At 73.8% G+C, this 14,598-nt stretch carries 11 protein-coding genes; 4 read left to right on the forward strand and 7 right to left on the reverse strand.

The window, feature by feature from the left end; genetic code table 11:
* Positions 1 to 22 precede the first annotated feature (22 nt).
* The gene (locus ACN20G_RS36150; protein WP_424217605.1) at positions 23 to 1,675 is read right to left on the reverse strand and encodes a class I adenylate-forming enzyme family protein; all 1,653 of its coding nucleotides are present in this window, start codon (positions 1,673 to 1,675) and stop codon (positions 23 to 25) included.
* 255 nt (positions 1,676 to 1,930) lie between these two features.
* Between ACN20G_RS36150 and ACN20G_RS36155 the strand changes: the two genes are divergently transcribed.
* A complete protein-coding gene (locus tag ACN20G_RS36155; protein ID WP_424217606.1) occupies positions 1,931 to 3,598 on the forward strand; it encodes an FAD-dependent monooxygenase in 1,668 nt (555 codons plus the stop codon).
* A 168-nt stretch (positions 3,599 to 3,766) separates the two neighbouring features.
* The gene (locus ACN20G_RS36160; protein WP_424217607.1) at positions 3,767 to 4,675 is read left to right on the forward strand and encodes an AfsR/SARP family transcriptional regulator; all 909 of its coding nucleotides are present in this window, start codon (positions 3,767 to 3,769) and stop codon (positions 4,673 to 4,675) included.
* On the opposite strand, the gene ACN20G_RS36165 is transcribed toward ACN20G_RS36160, so the two are convergent.
* Positions 4,615 to 6,057, reverse strand: coding sequence for an MFS transporter (locus ACN20G_RS36165; protein WP_424217608.1), 1,443 nt, complete (start codon positions 6,055 to 6,057; stop codon positions 4,615 to 4,617). The two genes, ACN20G_RS36160 and ACN20G_RS36165, sit on opposite strands and share 61 nt — an antisense overlap.
* Positions 6,058 to 6,384: 327 nt before the next feature.
* On the opposite strand from ACN20G_RS36165, the gene ACN20G_RS36170 reads away from it, so the two are divergent.
* On the forward strand, positions 6,385 to 7,191 hold the full coding sequence (locus ACN20G_RS36170; protein ID WP_424217609.1) for an SDR family NAD(P)-dependent oxidoreductase: 807 nt from the start codon (positions 6,385 to 6,387) through the stop codon (positions 7,189 to 7,191).
* Positions 7,192 to 7,345: 154 nt separating this feature from the next.
* Here the strand turns inward: ACN20G_RS36170 and ACN20G_RS36175 are convergent, their stop codons facing one another.
* The 5 genes from ACN20G_RS36175 to ACN20G_RS36195 all read right to left on the reverse strand — a co-directional run bounded on the left by ACN20G_RS36175 (position 7,346) and on the right by ACN20G_RS36195 (position 13,773).
* The gene (locus tag ACN20G_RS36175) at positions 7,346 to 7,993 is read right to left on the reverse strand and encodes a cupin domain-containing protein (protein ID WP_424217610.1); all 648 of its coding nucleotides are present in this window, start codon (positions 7,991 to 7,993) and stop codon (positions 7,346 to 7,348) included.
* 128 nt (positions 7,994 to 8,121) lie between these two features.
* Positions 8,122 to 9,342, reverse strand: coding sequence for an MFS transporter (locus ACN20G_RS36180; protein WP_424217611.1), 1,221 nt, complete (start codon positions 9,340 to 9,342; stop codon positions 8,122 to 8,124).
* Positions 9,343 to 9,446: 104 nt separating this feature from the next.
* The gene (locus ACN20G_RS36185) at positions 9,447 to 11,129 is read right to left on the reverse strand and encodes an FAD-binding oxidoreductase (RefSeq protein WP_424217612.1); all 1,683 of its coding nucleotides are present in this window, start codon (positions 11,127 to 11,129) and stop codon (positions 9,447 to 9,449) included.
* 116 nt (positions 11,130 to 11,245) lie between these two features.
* Positions 11,246 to 12,925: an FAD-binding oxidoreductase gene (locus ACN20G_RS36190; RefSeq protein ID WP_424217613.1), complete on the reverse strand. Its 1,680-nt coding sequence runs from the start codon at positions 12,923 to 12,925 to the stop codon at positions 11,246 to 11,248.
* A gap of 185 nt (positions 12,926 to 13,110) precedes the next feature.
* On the reverse strand, positions 13,111 to 13,773 hold the full coding sequence (locus ACN20G_RS36195) for a class I SAM-dependent methyltransferase (RefSeq protein WP_424217614.1): 663 nt from the start codon (positions 13,771 to 13,773) through the stop codon (positions 13,111 to 13,113).
* A gap of 227 nt (positions 13,774 to 14,000) precedes the next feature.
* Here ACN20G_RS36195 and ACN20G_RS36200 point away from each other — a divergent pair, with 227 nt between their 5' ends.
* Positions 14,001 to 14,585 (forward strand): flavin reductase family protein, encoded by a 585-nt coding sequence (locus ACN20G_RS36200; RefSeq protein WP_424217615.1) that lies wholly within the window; start codon positions 14,001 to 14,003, stop codon positions 14,583 to 14,585.
* Positions 14,586 to 14,598: the final 13 nt, after the last annotated feature.

A 14,598-nucleotide genomic window follows, 5' to 3' on the forward strand; every position in this document is an offset into this window, starting at 1 on the left:
CGTGGGGCGGGCTGACGGGGACTCAGACGGAGGTGGTGGCGGTGCCGGGCCCGGGCGGCGCGGAGAGCAGGTCCCGGTGGCGTTCGCGCAGCACGCGCTTGAGGACCTTGCCGGTGACGCCCACCGGCAGCGCCTCGCGGTCGGCCGCCACGACCAGCGCGTCGAGGCGGGGCAGCCCCGCCGCGTCCAGGGCCGTGTTGCACCCGGCGAGCAGTTCGGCGGGCGCGCGCTCCGCGCCGTCCGTGAAGTACACGACGGCCGCCGGGCGGGACCTGCCGGGCTGCCGGGGGTCGGCCACCGCGATCACCGCCGCGTCCAGGGCCCCGGTCGCGTTCAGGACGACCTCTTCGAGGGGCAGGCTGTGCACCTCGCCGGCGGCCGTGCCGATCACGTCGGGGGTGCGGTCCAGGTGGTACCAGCTGCCCTCGGTGTCCCGGCGGACGATGTCGCCGGTCAGGAAGTAGCCGGCGAGCAGCGACTCCTTGTTCAACGCCGGGTCGTCCCAGTAGCCGGGCGTGACGCTGGGGGTGCGCACGCCGAGCATGCCGGCCTGCCCGGGCGGCAGTTCGGTGCCGTCGGGGGCCAGCACGGCGGCCTTGCGGACCACCCCGGCCGGGGTGCCGATCAACCGGCCGAAGCGCTCCGAGTCCCGGGTGTGGGCGGCCTTGAACAGCACCATCCCCATCTCGGAGGAGCCCAGCCCGTCGACGTAGACGGAGCCGGTCCCGGGCGCGCCCAGCGCGGTCAGCGGCCGGATGTGCCGCTCGTGGGAGGCGTCGCCCATCCCGTTCCAGGTGTGCACGTTCCGGGCGGCCTCCGGCCGGATCGCGGCCGGGTCCACCTCGGCGAGGGTCAGCGGGAAGCCCAGGACCATCGTGGGCCTGAACCCGTTGATCGCGCGGGCCACCCGGTCGCCGTCGGCGCCGTCCAGGATCAGGGTGGGGACGCCCAGCAGCAGCGCCATCGACAGGTGGCTGATGCCGGCCGAGTGGCTGTGCGGCAGCGCCGTCAGCAGCCGGTCGGTACGGCGCGAGGGGAAGGTCCACAGCCGTTCGCGCTTGCCGATGAAGAACGAACGGTGGTGGAAGACGGGCGCCTTGGGCCGGCCCGTGGTCCCCGACGAGTGGGAGATCATCACCAGGTCGTCGGGGGCGTGCCGGTGCGGGAAGTCCGCCAGGGGCCCCGCCGGCCGGGGGGCCCGCTCGTCCAGGAGACGGATGTCGGCGAGCGCGGGCGGCTCCCCGCCGGCCGCCTCCCGGGCCGCCGTCAGGTCCTTGAGCAGGTCGGCGTCGCCCACGACCAGGTCGGCGCCGGTCCGCCGGAAGTACTCCGACGCGGTCGCCGGCGCCATCCGCGGGTTGCAGTGGACGGCGGCCGCGCCCAGCCCGGTCACGGCGATGTGGTGCAACAGCCCGAACAGGCCGTGCCCCGTGTACAGGCCCACGTGCGAGGCCGGGGTCACCCCCTGCTCGCGGTACCAGTTCGCGTACCGCAGCACCGCGGCGCGCACGTCGTTCAGCGACAGGCCGCGCGGCTCCCGGTCCTCCCAGCCCGGCACGGTGGGATCCGGGTGGAACAACAAAGGCCGGTCCCGGTCCCGGGAAACACGCCACGCGTGCCAGAAGAAGTTTCCCGCCCCCAGGTCGCGGTCGGCGGTCAGACGCAGACGTTGCACGGGGGATCGGTGCGTGCCGAGCAGGAACATGGGAATACCTCGCACTCCGTCGTGGGCCACACCGGCCGGTGATCTTCGGCCGGTGATCTCCGGCCCAGGGGATCCGGGTCGCCGCCGAGTCTTCCGGCAGCGTCTAAAGATCCTCTGGAGGGAAAAGCCCCGGGGAATTGCGCGGAGGTCTCCATTCATCCTTCAGCCGGGATTGGGAGGATCTCTCGCGCCCAATTCCCGCACCGAAGGCTGGAGGCCCGTTCGATGGACCGCCCCGCGCACCCCCCGCACCCGCCGGTCGCCGTCGTGGGAGGCGGGCCCGTCGGCCTGATGCTCGCGCTGCTCCTCGACCACCACGGGGTCGCCTCCGTGGTCCTCGAAGCCGAGGACGGCCCCGCCGCCGAGCCGCGCGGCAGCACCCACGGCGCCCGCACCATGGAGCACTACCGGCGGCTGGGCCTGGCCGACCGGATCCGCGCCCTCGGCCTGCCCGGCGGCCACGACGCCGGCATCACCTTCCTCACCCGCTACGGCGGCCGGCTCCTGGCCCACCTGCCGCACCCGGGCGCCGACGCGGCGCGGGCCGCGGTCGCCGCCGCCGGCCCCACCGACCAGGTGCCCGAACCCCTGCACCGCGCCAACCAGATGTACGTCGAACACCTGCTGTGGGAGCACGCCGCGACCCGGCCGCGGATCACCCTGCGCCCCGGCACCCGCGTCACCGACCTCACCCAGGACGCCGACTCCGTCCTGCTCACCCTCGTCGACCGCACCGGTACCTCCACCCTGCGCGCCTCCCACGCCGCGGGCTGCGACGGCGGCCAGGGCCCCGTGCGCCGCGCCCTGGGCATCCGGTACACCGGCGAGGGCTCCCTCGACCAGGACGTGCTGGGCCGCCGCGCCACCGCCGCCCACCTGCTGATCCCCGGCCTCCACGAACGACTCTTGGGCGCCCGCGCCGCCTGGAGCAACTGGGTGTTCAACGCCGAACTCGCGCTCAACCTCATCTCCCTCGACGGAGCCGACCGCTTCTTCCTGCTCAGCAGCTCCGTCGACCCGGACACCGCCGACGACGAACAGATCGCGGACCTGGTGCGCCGGGCCGCCGGCACCGACCTCGACGTCCGCGTCCTGTCCCGCCGGGCCTGGACCCCCGGGGCGGCCCTGGTCGCCGAGAGCTTCGGCACCGGCCGGATCTGGCTCGCCGGCGACGCCGCCCACCTGTTCACCCCCAACGGCGGCTTCGGCATGAACACCGGCGTCGACGACGCGGCCAACCTGGCCTGGAAACTGGCCGCCGCCGTCCAGGGCTGGGCCGGACCCCACCTGCTGCCCTCCTACGAGGCCGAACGCCGCCCGGTGGCCCTGCGCAACACCGCCGCCGCCCGCGAACTCGGCAGCGGACTCGGCGCCGTCGAACGCCCCCCGACCCTCGAACAGGACACCCCCGAGGGGCGGGCCGCCCGGGACCGGGTCGGCAAACAGCTCGCCGAGTACGGCCGGCTCACCCTCGACACCCTCGGGGTGCAACTGGGCGCCCGCTACGACCACTCGCCCGTCGTGGACGCCGGCGGCGACACCCCGCCCCCCGACGCCTTCACCTCCTACACCCCCTCCGGGGTGCCGGGCGGGCGCGCTCCCCACCTGTGGCTCGGCGCCGCGCACGGCCCCGGAGACTCCCTCTTCGACCACCTCGGGCCCGGCTTCACCCTGCTCGCCCTGTGCCCCCTGCACCAGGAGACCGCGGCCCTGGAAGAGGCCGCCGAGGCCCGCGGCGTCCCCCTCGCCGTGCTCCGCGTCCCGACGCCCGCCGCCCGCGAACTCCACGGCCGCGATTTCGTCCTGATCCGCCCCGACCAGCACATCGCCTGGCGCGGCAACCGCCTCCCCAGGGACCCCGACCGACTGCTGGCGAAGGTCACCGGACACTGACCACGAACTCCCCCGCGCATTCTCGGACGGAAACCCGAGAACCGGACGAATTCCTGCGGAACAAAGCCCGGAAAGCGGAGTTGCCAAAGTAGAGAGAACGTCCTGCGAACCCCCGCGGATTGTCGTTACGGTCGTCACGTCATCGGCTTTCGATTCCGTGGAGGAGTAATGCTTTTCCGTGTGCTCGGATCCATGTCCGTCACCGACAACGGGGAGGACAGAACACCCAGCGCCCCCAAACACCGCCAAATGCTCGCCCTGCTCCTGATGAACGCGGACCACGTCGTCTCCACGGCCCAGTTCGTCGAGGAGCTGTGGGAGTACAACCCGCCGCCCCAGGCCGTGGCCGCCGTGCACACCTACGTCATGCAGCTGCGCCGACTCCTGCGCGGCCCCGCCGGCACGCCCGCCGACGGCCCCGGCCGGCTCCTCACCCGCGACCAGGGCTACCTGCTGCGCGTCGAGGACGGCGAACTCGACCTGCACGCCCACCGACGGCACCTGCGGGCCGGCCGCGCCCTCCTCGCCGCCGGCGACCTCGCCGCCGGCGCCCGCCGGATCCGCGTCGCCCACGCCCTGTGGGGCGGCGCCGGCCTGCCCGACGTGCCCACCGGCCCCCTGCTGCGGGCCGCCCTCGCCCCCCTCGAACGCGAACGGGACCAGGCCACCCTCGAACGCGTGCGGGCCGAACTCGCCCTCGGCCGACACCACGAACTCCTCGCCGAACTGTGCGCCCTCGTCCACCAGGACCTCGCCAACGAGGAGCTCACCGCCCAGCTCATGACCGCCCTCTACCGCTCCGGCCGGCAGGCCGACGCCCTCGCCGCCTTCCACCGCCTGCGGCACGCCCTGCGCGAGGACTTCGACACCACCCCCGGCCCCGAGGTCCACCGGCTCATCACCGACATCCTCGCCGGCCACCCCCGCCTCGAACCCCCCGCCACCGCCGGGCCCGCGCTCTCCCTCGACGCCGTCACCCGGCCCCGCGCCCTGCCCGCCCCCGACCCGGCGCCCGCTCACCGGCTCGGGACCGCCGGCCGCTCCCCCGAAGCCGGCCGCGTGCTGCTCGGCGCGTAGCCCGGGGCGGGCGCGGACCCGCAGGACTCCGCGCCCCGCCCGGCCCGCAACCCGAACCACGCCGTCAACGCCACACACCCCATCAGTCCCGCGCACAGCCAGAACGCCCGCGCTGCCCCGCGCGCCACCAACGCCGGATCCGCCGCCCCGGAACCCGCGCCCCCGTACACCGTCACCACCAGCGCCAACCCGATCGCCGCCCCGATCTGCCCCGCGCACTGCACCACCCCGGCCGCCGCGCCCATCGACGAGGCCCGCACCTCGGCCACCGCCGCCGTCTCGTACGCCATCCACAGGAACGGCAGGCCCGCGCCCAACAGCGCCAGCCCCGGCAACAACCCCGTCGCGTAGCCGGACTCCGGCGCCACCCGGGTCAACGCCACCAGGCCCGCCCCGCTCAACGCGCACCCCACCAACGCCGCCCGCCGCGCCCCGGACCGGCCCAGCATCCGCGCGCACACCCGCCCCACCACCAACACCCCGCCCACCACCGGCAGCAGCGCGCAGCCCGCCATCCACGCCCCGTACCCCCGCACCTCCTGCAGGTACAGGCTGGCCACGAACATCACCGGCCCGGTCGACGCCGCCACGAACAGGATCCCCGCGGCCCCCACCGCCAGCCGCCGGTCCCGCCACAACACCGCCGGCAACAGCGGATCGCGCGCGGTCCGCTGCCGGCGCAGGAACAGCGCCCCCGACACCCCGGCCGCCGCGAACAACGCCCAGGTGCCGCCCGAGACCCCGTGCCCGGCCGTCCCCACCAGCGCGTACACGAACGTCACCAGCGTCCCCACCAGGAACAGCGCGCCCGCCACGTCCAGCGGCAGGCCCCGCGACCCCTCGCGCGGACAGCGCGGACACCACCGCCGCCCGGCCGCCCACGCCAACAGCGCCACCGGCACGTTCAGGAAGAAGGCCCAGCGCCAGTCCAACCGGCTCACGGCCATCCCGCCGAGCAGCACCCCGGCCACCGAGCCCACGCCCCCGCACACCACCCACCACGCCAACGCCCGCCGACGCTCCGCCACCGGCACCGTCGTCAACAACAGGCACATCGCGGCCGGCACCAGCAGCGCCGCCGCCACCGCCTGCCCGGCCCGCGCCACCAGCAGCACCGGACCGTTCGGCGCCGCCCCGCACAGCGCGGACGCGAGACCGAAGGCCACCAGCGAGCCCAGCAGCAGCCGCCGGGCCCCCACCCGGTCCGACAGGCGCCCGCCCAACAACTGCAGGCCGCCCACCAACAACACGTACACATTGGTGACCCAGTGCGCCCCCGACAGGCTCATCCCCAGGTCCCGCTGGATCTCGGGCAGCGCCAACACCACCAACCCGGCGTCCGCGTTCGCCAACAAGGGCGCCAGGCACAACAGGAGCGTCACCCCCCGCGACGCGACCGCGGGGACGCGGGGGACCGCCGGGGCGGCGGGTATGACGGGGACGGCCGAGGACATGCGGACCTCCGGTGACGGGCGTGACGGGATGCCGTCAAAACCCCGTCGGCCGAAGGCCGGTTGCACCCCCGGACCCCCACGACCACCCCGAGACCACCCCGCGCCGCCCCCGCCGCCGAACCCGCCGTCGACCCCCGTGCAACCCGTTCGCGCACACCGGTGTTCAACCATCCGAGAGCGCACGACACGGCGCTCACCTGCTTCCCGGGCCAGGCCCCGCCCCCCGGGTCCGGCCCGTTCACGAGAAGGACAACCATGGATCTTCAGCTTTCCGGCCGCGTCGCCGTCGTCACCGGTGCCTCCAAGGGCATCGGCTTCGCGGTCACCCGCTCGCTCCTGGAGGAGGGCGCCAAGGTCGTGGCGGTCTCCCGCAAGGTGACCCCCGAGCTCGACGCGCTCGCGGGCCCGAACCTCCTGCACGTCGCCGCCGACCTGACCGACCCGGAGGCCCCCGCGCAGGTCATCGCCCGCGCCGTGGAGCACTTCGGCGGCCTCGACATCCTCGTGAACAACGCGGGTGGCCCCCCGCCCGGCATCACCATGCCGCGCACCGGCTTCTTCGACAGCAACGACGAGCAGTGGCGCTCGATCTTCGACTTCAACCTCTTCTCCGTGGTCCGCGCCATCCGCGCCGCCATCCCCGAGTTCCAGGCGCGCGGCGGCGGCTCCATCGTCAACGTCTCCACCGGCATGGCCCGTCAGCCCGCCCCCGTCAACATCGAGTACGGCGCGGCCAAGGCCGGCCTGTCCAACCTGACCAAGGCCCTCTCGGAGGAGTTCGGCGGTCAGAACATCCGCGTCAACACGGTCTCCCCGGGCGCGGTCCGCACGGCCTGGTGGACCGAGGAGGGCGGCGCCGCCGACGTCATCGCCGGCATGGCGGGCGCCGACCGCGACAGCGTCATCGAGACCATCGCCCCCCAGATGATGGGCCAGGTCACCGGCCGCCTCATCGACCCGCAGGAAGTGGCCGACGCGGTGCTGCTGCTCGCCTCGCCGCGCTCCGCCAGCACCACCGGCGCCGACTTCGCCGTCGACGCGGGCTTCGTCAAGACCTTCTGATCGGCCCCGCGCCGCTCAAACCCCACGGGACGGACCCCGGAGACCCCCTCGGTCTCCGGGGTCCGCCCCGTTCTCCGCACGCCCGCCCCCGCACACGACGGCGGGCCGGCGCCCGCGCGGTCACCGCGCGCGCACCGGCCCGGACCCGGCCCCCTCACACCCGGTCGGTCGCCGGGTCCAGCCGCCGCGCCACGAGGTCCGGGAGCACCTCCAGCTCCGCCACGTCCAACGGCCGCCGGTTCGCGTAGTCCGGATTGCACGCCTGATAGCCCAGCAGCCGCGCGATCGGCGCCAAGGCCCCGTTCACCAGCCGCTGTACCGGCCAGGGCCGGTCGGTGAACCGCAGCACGTCCGAGAACTCGCGCATGGTCACCGCGTGCTGCAACAACGAGGGCCGGCCCTCGGCGTCCGTCTTGCCGTCCTGCGCCAGCCCGAAGAGCTGCCGCAGGATCAACTGCTCGAACCTCTCGGCCCGGTTGACCAGCTCCACCACCGCGAACGAGGTCTCGTCCTCGGTGTTGCCGAACCAGCGGTGCTCGGTGCCGGCCGGCACGGTCACGGTCTGGCCCACCTCGTCCAGGATCACGTCCCGCCCGCCCACGCGCACCCGCAGGCTGCCCCGGACCAGCGTGAACACCTCCTCGCTGAACGGGTGCACGTGATAGCCCGCCGCGAAGCCGCCCGGCTCCACGTACAGGTCCATCACGGCCCGCCGGCCGCCGGTGGCCGCGGCCGGGGTCCGGATCACGATCTTCTCGCGGCATCTCGGGTTGTAGTAGACCTCGCCCGGGTGGACGGTCATGGCTCCTCCAGAAAAAGGGGACGGCGCGCCACCGACAGGACACCGGTGGGCCGGACGGGGGCCGGCGGGACTCCTCGGTCACGCCGCACGACCCCTGTGTCCCCACCCTCCCGCGCGCGGGGCACCCCTCACACCACCGATTCTTGCTGCTCTCTTCGGACCGCCCGGCGTTCCGCCGGCAGCGCCGCGAGCACCGCCGCCACCCCGGCCGCGGCCGCCCCGAGCCCCAGGGCCGCGGGGATCCCCGGCCCGTCCGCCACCGCCCCGCCCAGCAGCGAACCGCCCGCCAACGACAGCTGAACCACCGTCACGAACACCGCGAGCCCGTGCTCCGGCGCGTCCGGCACGGCCCGCAGCACCCCCATCTGGAGGGCCAACGGAGCCGCCCCGAAGACCGCGCCCCACACCACCACCAGCACCACCACCGGCAGCGCGGCGGGCGCCGCCGGCGCCAGACCCCCGACCACCAGCGCCAGCGCCCCGGCCACCCCGACCACCGTCCCCCGCACCGAACGGCCCAACGCCCCCGCCGCCGCGAAGTTCCCCACGATCCCCGCGACCCCGTACCCGAGCAGCAGCGCCGCCACCGCGCGCGGCCCCAACCGGGCGTGCTCCTCCAGGAACGGCGTCACGTAGGTGTACGCGGCGAAGTGCCCGAGGAAGACCAGCGCGGTGCTCGCCAACGCGACCCGCGCGACCGGCCGCCGGGGCACGCCCAACAGATCGCGCCACCCCGCCGACCCGCCGGCCGGCAGTCTCGGCAACAGCCGCACCTGCGCCGCCAGCGCCACCAGCCCCAGCGCGCCCGCCGCCGCGAAGGCCCACCGCCACCCCGAGCCCCCGTCCTGCCCGCCGCCCCCGGCGGCCAACGCCGCCAGCGGCAGGCTCGCCACCGTGCCCACCGAGATGCCGGCGGTGACCAGCGAGGACGCCCGGTGCTCGGCGCCGGCCGGGACCAGCCGGCCCGCGACCGCGGCGCCCACGGCCCAGAACCCGCCCAGCGCCAGGCCGAGCAGCAGCCTCCCCAGCAGCATCACGGACAGGTTCGGGGCCAGCGCGCACAGCACGTCGGCCAGGACCGTCAGCGCGGCCAGGGCCCACAGCACCGGCCGGCGGTCCAGCCCCCGCGAGGCGACCGTCAGCACCGGCGCGGCCACCGCGGCGGCCAGGCCCGGCGCCACCACCAGCAGCCCCGCCGTGCCGGTGGACACGGACAGGTCCGCGGCGATGGCGGGCAACGCGCCCACCGGCAGCAGCTCGGACAGCACCAGGGTCAGGGACCCCAGGGCCACCGAACCGACGGCGGCCCGGCCGCCGCGCGCGGGGGCGGGTCGTGGAGGAGTACGCATGGGGGCACCTGCTCTTTCGGCGAGGGGGCGGTGGTGCGCGGGACGGGGCCGGACACGACGGAGCCCCCGTGTCCGGTCGGGCACGGGGGCTCCGCGAGCGGGGCTCAGGAGGAGGGCAGGCGCACGGACTGGCTGTGCCGGAACACGTCGCGCGGGTCGTACTTCTTCTTGATCTGCTGGAGCCTGGCGTAGTTGTCCTTGTAGTACAGCCGGTGCCAGGGCACCCCGGAGGTGTTGTACACCGGGTCGTGCAGGTCGATGTCCGGGTAGTTGACGTAGCAGCCGTCGGTGACCGAGTCGATGACCGGGACCCCGCCGGTGGCCGCGTACACCCCGTGGTAGAACTCGCGGATCCACGACAGGGACTTGGCCTCGTCCCCCGGATCGGTCCACCAGATCATCCACGCCGCCTTGTACGCGGCGCCGCGGTGCGGGGCCGCCGTGGCGTCGTCGGCGACGGCCGCGACCTGCCCGCCGAAGGAGCTGAGCAGCACCGAGGCGGTGGGATTGCCCAGGTCCTCGCGGGTCAGGTGCCGGTAGAACGCGTCGACGTGCGCGTCCGGCATCGCCGTCCGGTAGTACGAGGACTTGAAGTCGCCCCGCAGGCTCGGGTCGTTCAGCGTCGGGTTGGTCGTGCCCATGTAGCGGGCGGCCTGCAACCACGGCATCCGGCGCGGCCGGACCAGGTCCGTCATGGCCGAGAACTCGCCCATCGGGGTGCTCAGCGGCTCGTGCGCCAGGTCGAGGCCCTTGGTGATCTCGGCCAGGAACTCGTCGAGGATCCGCTCGGCGTCCGGGACGGTCGCGTCGACCTGGGTGACCAGACCGATGTACCCGTTCGACCTGTGGTTCAGCGCGAGCATGCTGACCAGGTTGTCGTTGACGGTGCCGGGCCGCAGGTTCCGGGCGTGCCAGTCCCCGTAGTTCCGGACCAGGCGCGCGAACCGCTCCCGGGTCATCTCGGCCCAGGGCCAGGACACCGCGCTCAGCAGCACCTCGGACGGCGGCTGCGGCAGCAGCCGGGAGGGGTCGGTGCCGGTGGCGCCGGGGGAGCGGAACCAGAAGCGGGTGATCACCCCGAAGTTCCCGCCGCCGCCCCCGGTGTGCGCCCACCACAGGTCGCGGTGCGGGTCCTCGGCCTCACGGGTGGCCACGTGGGTCCGCGCCGTGCCGTCGGCCTGCACCGAGACCACCTCGACGGCGTACAGGTGGTCGACGACCAGCCCGAGCTTGCGGCACAGCAGGCCCCAGCCGCCCCCGCTGACGTGACCGCCGGCCCCGACCTGGAAGCACATGCCGGCCGGCACGATCACCCCCCAGGTGCGGTACATCCGCTCGTACACGTTCAACAGCTGCGCCCCGGCCTCGACGCAGACGGCGTTCTTCGCGGGGTCGAAGTACACGCGGTTCATCTTCGACATGTCGAGGATCATCCGGACCTCGCGGTTGAACACCCAGTCCTCCCAGCAGTGGCCGCCGCCGCGCACGGTCAGCCGCTTGCCGGCCCGGACGGACTCCTGCACCACCTGCTGGACCTGGGCGGTGGTCTCGGCCAGGTAGATCCCGTCCGGGTTGGCCACCCAACGCTGGTTCCAGCCGCGCACCAGGTCCTTGTAGCGCTTGTCCCCGGGGGTCACCACGGTCAGCGGCTCGGCCGTCGTGGTGGTGTCCCCGGCCGCCGAGGCCGGCGCCGTCAGGCCCGTCCCGGTGAGCAGCGCCGCCCCCGAGGCGGCCGCGCCGCCCGTCAGGAACCTCCGCCTGCCCACGCCCCCCGTGTTCTCGCCCATCGTCCCCGTCCCTTTCACGATCACCGATTCGACGTGTTCACGCTAGGGAAGGGGGCGGGGTCGGGGCACTCAGCCGCTTGCCCTCGTACTCGGGGCGGGCCGGTCCGGGCCGGGGCTCAGGGCAGGCGGACGGACTGCGCGTGGCGGAAGAAGTCGCGCGGGTCGTACTTCTTCTTGACCTGCTGGAGCCGGGGGTAGTTGCCCTTGTAGTACAGGTCGTGCCACGGGGTGGTCGAGGTGTTGTGCTGCGGGCTGTTGAGGTCGGCGTCCGGGTAGTTGACGTAGCAGCCGTCGGTCACCGCGTTGGGGACGGGCACGCCGCCGGTGTCGGCGTAGGTCTCCGCGTAGCTCTGGCGGGTCCAGCCGATGTACTTCGCGTCGTCGGCCGGGTCGTTCCACAGCACGGACCACAGCATCTTGAAGGCCGCGCCCCGGTGCGCGCAGGCGGTGTCGCCGTCGGCCACCGCGTTGACCCGGCCGCCGTACGGGGTGAGCTGGATGTTGATCTTCGGGTTGTCGATGTCGGTGCGGGTGAGGTGCTTGTACAGGGCCTCGGCCTGGGCCGTCGGGAAGTCGGCCTTCATGTACGCGGACTTGTACTCGGCGCGCAGGGTCGGGTCGTTGAGCAGCGGGTTGGTGGTGCCGGTGAAGCGGGTGGCCTGGAGCCACGGCAGGCGGTTGGGCTCGGCGAACTGCGGCATCGGACCCATCTCGCCCATGGCCGCGGTCAGCGCCCCGGTCTCGGTGTCGATGCCGGTGCTCATGTGGGCCAGGTAGGCGTCGAGCAGGGCGCGGGCGTTCGGCGCGTTGGCGTCGACCTGGGTGACCATGCCGATCTGCCCGTTGGAGCGGTGGTTGAGCAGCAGGAAGCTGGTGACGAACCGGTTGGGGTTGGTCGCGCCGATGTTCGCCACGTGCCAGGAGGCGTAGTTGCGTATCAGGCGGACGAACTCCTCCTTGGTGAGGTCCTGCCAGGACCAGGAGACGGCGCTGATCAGCACTTCGGCGGGGGGCTTGGGCAGCAGGGCGCGCGGGTTGGTGCCGGTGGCGCCGGGGGAGCGGAAGAAGTAGCGGGTGACCACGCCGAAGTTGCCGCCGCCGCCCCCGGTGTGCGCCCACCACAGTTCGCGGTGGGGGTCGTTGGGCTCGCGGGTGGCGGTGACGGTCCGCACGGCGCCGTCGGCGCCCACGGTGACCACCTCGACGGCGTACAGGTGGTCGACGACCAGGCCGTCACGGCGCACGAGCATGCCCCAGCCGCCGCCCGCGACGTGCCCGCCGACGCCCACGGAGTAGCAGATGCCGCCGGGGATGGTGACCCCGTAGCAGGAGTAGAGCTTCTCGTACACGTCCAGCAGCCGGGCGCCGGCCTCCACGGCCACCGCGTTGAGCGGGGCGTGGTAGTACACGGCGTTCATCTTCGACATGTCGAGGACGATCTGCGTCTCGGCGTTGTAGACGAAGTCCTCCAGGCAGTGCCCGCCGCTGCGGACGGTCAGGCGCTTGCCGGCGATGACCGCCTCCACGACGATCGGCGCGACCTGCGACGGGGCGTCGACCACGCGCACCGACTCGGGGCTCGCGGTGTACCGCGCGTTCATCGCCCGCACCAAGTCGCGGTACTGCTGGTCGGCGGGGGTCACGGTGACCGCCCCGACCGAGGAGGTGGTCGTCGCGCCGGCCGCGGACTCGGCCGCGGAGGCGGTCCCCCGCAGCCCGAGCGCCGCCGCTCCGCCGGCACCGGCCGCTCCGACGAGGAAGCGGCGCCGGTGCATCCCGGATCTGTTCTCGGCCATGGTCATACCTTTTCGAGGACGTGGACCCTGAGGGTCCGGGACCCGTCGCGGTCGCGCGGACCGGGGGTCGGTGGACGGTGGGTGGACACGGGCCTCGGGGGCGGCCCGCGCGCGGGGGGAGGTGGGGGGTGCGGGGGTGTGGGGCGGGCGGGGCGGCCGTGGGGGAGCGGCCCCGCCCCGGCGGGTCAGAGCTTGACGGCGAAGGTGAGGCCGTCGGCGAAGGGCAGCACGCTCAGGGCCACCCGCTCGTCGTCGCGGACCTTCGCGTTGAAGGCGCGCAGGGCGGTGGTCTCGGAGTCGACGGCCTCGGGGTCGAGCACCGCGCCGTGCCACAGCACGTTGTCGACCACGACGAGCCCGCCCGGACGCAGCAGCTCCAGGGCGGCCTCGTAGTACGCCGCGTAGTTCTCCTTGTCGGCGTCGATGAAGACGAAGTCGTAGCTGCCGGTCTCGGCCTCGTCGGTCAGCAGCTCCGCGAGGGAGGCGCGGGCGTCGCCGACGCGCAGGTCGATCCGGTCGGCGACCCCGGCCCGCTCGGCGTGCTCGCGGGCGATGGCGGTCCACTCCTCGCTGATGTCCAGCGCGGTCACGGTGCCGCCCTCGGGCAGCGCGAGCGCCGTGGCGATGAGGCTGTAGCCGGTGAAGACCCCGACCTCCAATGCCTTCCGGGCGCCGATCGCCTTTATCAGGAGGGAAATGAACTGGCCCTGCTCGGGGGAGATCTGCATGAGCGAGAGCGGGAGTTTCGAGGTGGTCTCGCGCAGTTCCGCGAGAATCTTGGGTTCGCGCAGGGAAATGCTCGCGACGTAGTCCTGAAGCTGTTCGTTCACGTCAACCTGAATGCGCATGAGAGGCCCCTCGTGTGGACTGACTGCTCGGATGAACTGCGACGACTCGGAAAATTAGATCAGTCGGAGCCGGTGGGTCAAGTCATTCGAAGACCTCTTTCACGCCCTGTACCGGTTCTTCAGAACCCCCTGGAACAATGACTGTGCGAGGTCGTCGAACCGATCTCCCGCCAGTGAATTCAGGCACGCCATTGTGCGGGTTGTATTTCCCGTCGAGGAGGACCGGAATGGGATTTGATCAGCGTGCCCTGCGCGATTGCCTGGGGCAGTTCGCCTCGGGGGTCACGGTGGTCACGACGGGGGACGGGCGGACCGTGCGCGGCGCCACCGTCAGCTCGTTCACCTCCGTCTCCCTCGACCCCCCGCTGGTCCTGGTGAGTCTCGACCGCCGCAGCCGCAGCGCCGAACGGCTCACCGGAGCCCGCTTCGGCGTCAACGTCCTCGCGGCCGACCAGGGCGAACTCGCCCTGCTGTTCGCCGGTCGCGGCGGGTCGGCGGACGAGGCGCACGGGCACCCGGCGCACCCGGGCGTCCGCTGGGAGGGGGATCCGGCGGCCCCCCGGCTCGCCGGCGCCGTCGCCCACTTCGACTGCGCCCCCTGGGCGGCGTACGACGGCGGCGACCACGTGCTGCACGTGGGCGAGATCCGCTCCTTCACGGCGCCCGGCGGCGCCCCCCTGGTCTTCCACTCCGGCGTCCTGGGCGGCTTCGGCCGTCCCCTCGCCCCCGCCGCCTGGCCCGGCTCCCTGGACGACCCCGCCCACGGCTGGGTGCCCGACTTCGGCGCGCTCACCGGCGCCCCCACCACATGAGGAAGAAGAGGAC

It is taken from the genome of Streptomyces dryopteridis, assembly GCF_049606955.1.
Taxonomy (GTDB): Bacteria; Actinomycetota; Actinomycetes; order Streptomycetales; family Streptomycetaceae; genus Streptomyces.

Excerpts from the sequence above, each read along its gene's own strand:
- ACN20G_RS36195 (WP_424217614.1), bottom strand. The coding sequence starts at position 13,773 with ATGCGCATTCAGGTTGACGTGAACGAACAGCTTCAGGACTACGTCGCG.
- ACN20G_RS36185 (WP_424217612.1), bottom strand. The coding sequence starts at position 11,129 with ATGGGCGAGAACACGGGGGGCGTGGGCAGGCGGAGGTTCCTGACGGGC.
- ACN20G_RS36170 (WP_424217609.1), top strand. The coding sequence starts at position 6,385 with ATGGATCTTCAGCTTTCCGGCCGCGTCGCCGTCGTCACCGGTGCCTCC.
- ACN20G_RS36180 (WP_424217611.1), bottom strand. The coding sequence starts at position 9,342 with ATGCGTACTCCTCCACGACCCGCCCCCGCGCGCGGCGGCCGGGCCGCC.
- ACN20G_RS36160 (WP_424217607.1), top strand. The coding sequence starts at position 3,767 with ATGCTTTTCCGTGTGCTCGGATCCATGTCCGTCACCGACAACGGGGAG.
- ACN20G_RS36200 (WP_424217615.1), top strand. The coding sequence starts at position 14,001 with ATGGGATTTGATCAGCGTGCCCTGCGCGATTGCCTGGGGCAGTTCGCC.
- ACN20G_RS36175 (WP_424217610.1), bottom strand. The coding sequence starts at position 7,993 with ATGACCGTCCACCCGGGCGAGGTCTACTACAACCCGAGATGCCGCGAG.
- ACN20G_RS36190 (WP_424217613.1), bottom strand. The coding sequence starts at position 12,925 with ATGGCCGAGAACAGATCCGGGATGCACCGGCGCCGCTTCCTCGTCGGA.
- ACN20G_RS36155 (WP_424217606.1), top strand. The coding sequence starts at position 1,931 with ATGGACCGCCCCGCGCACCCCCCGCACCCGCCGGTCGCCGTCGTGGGA.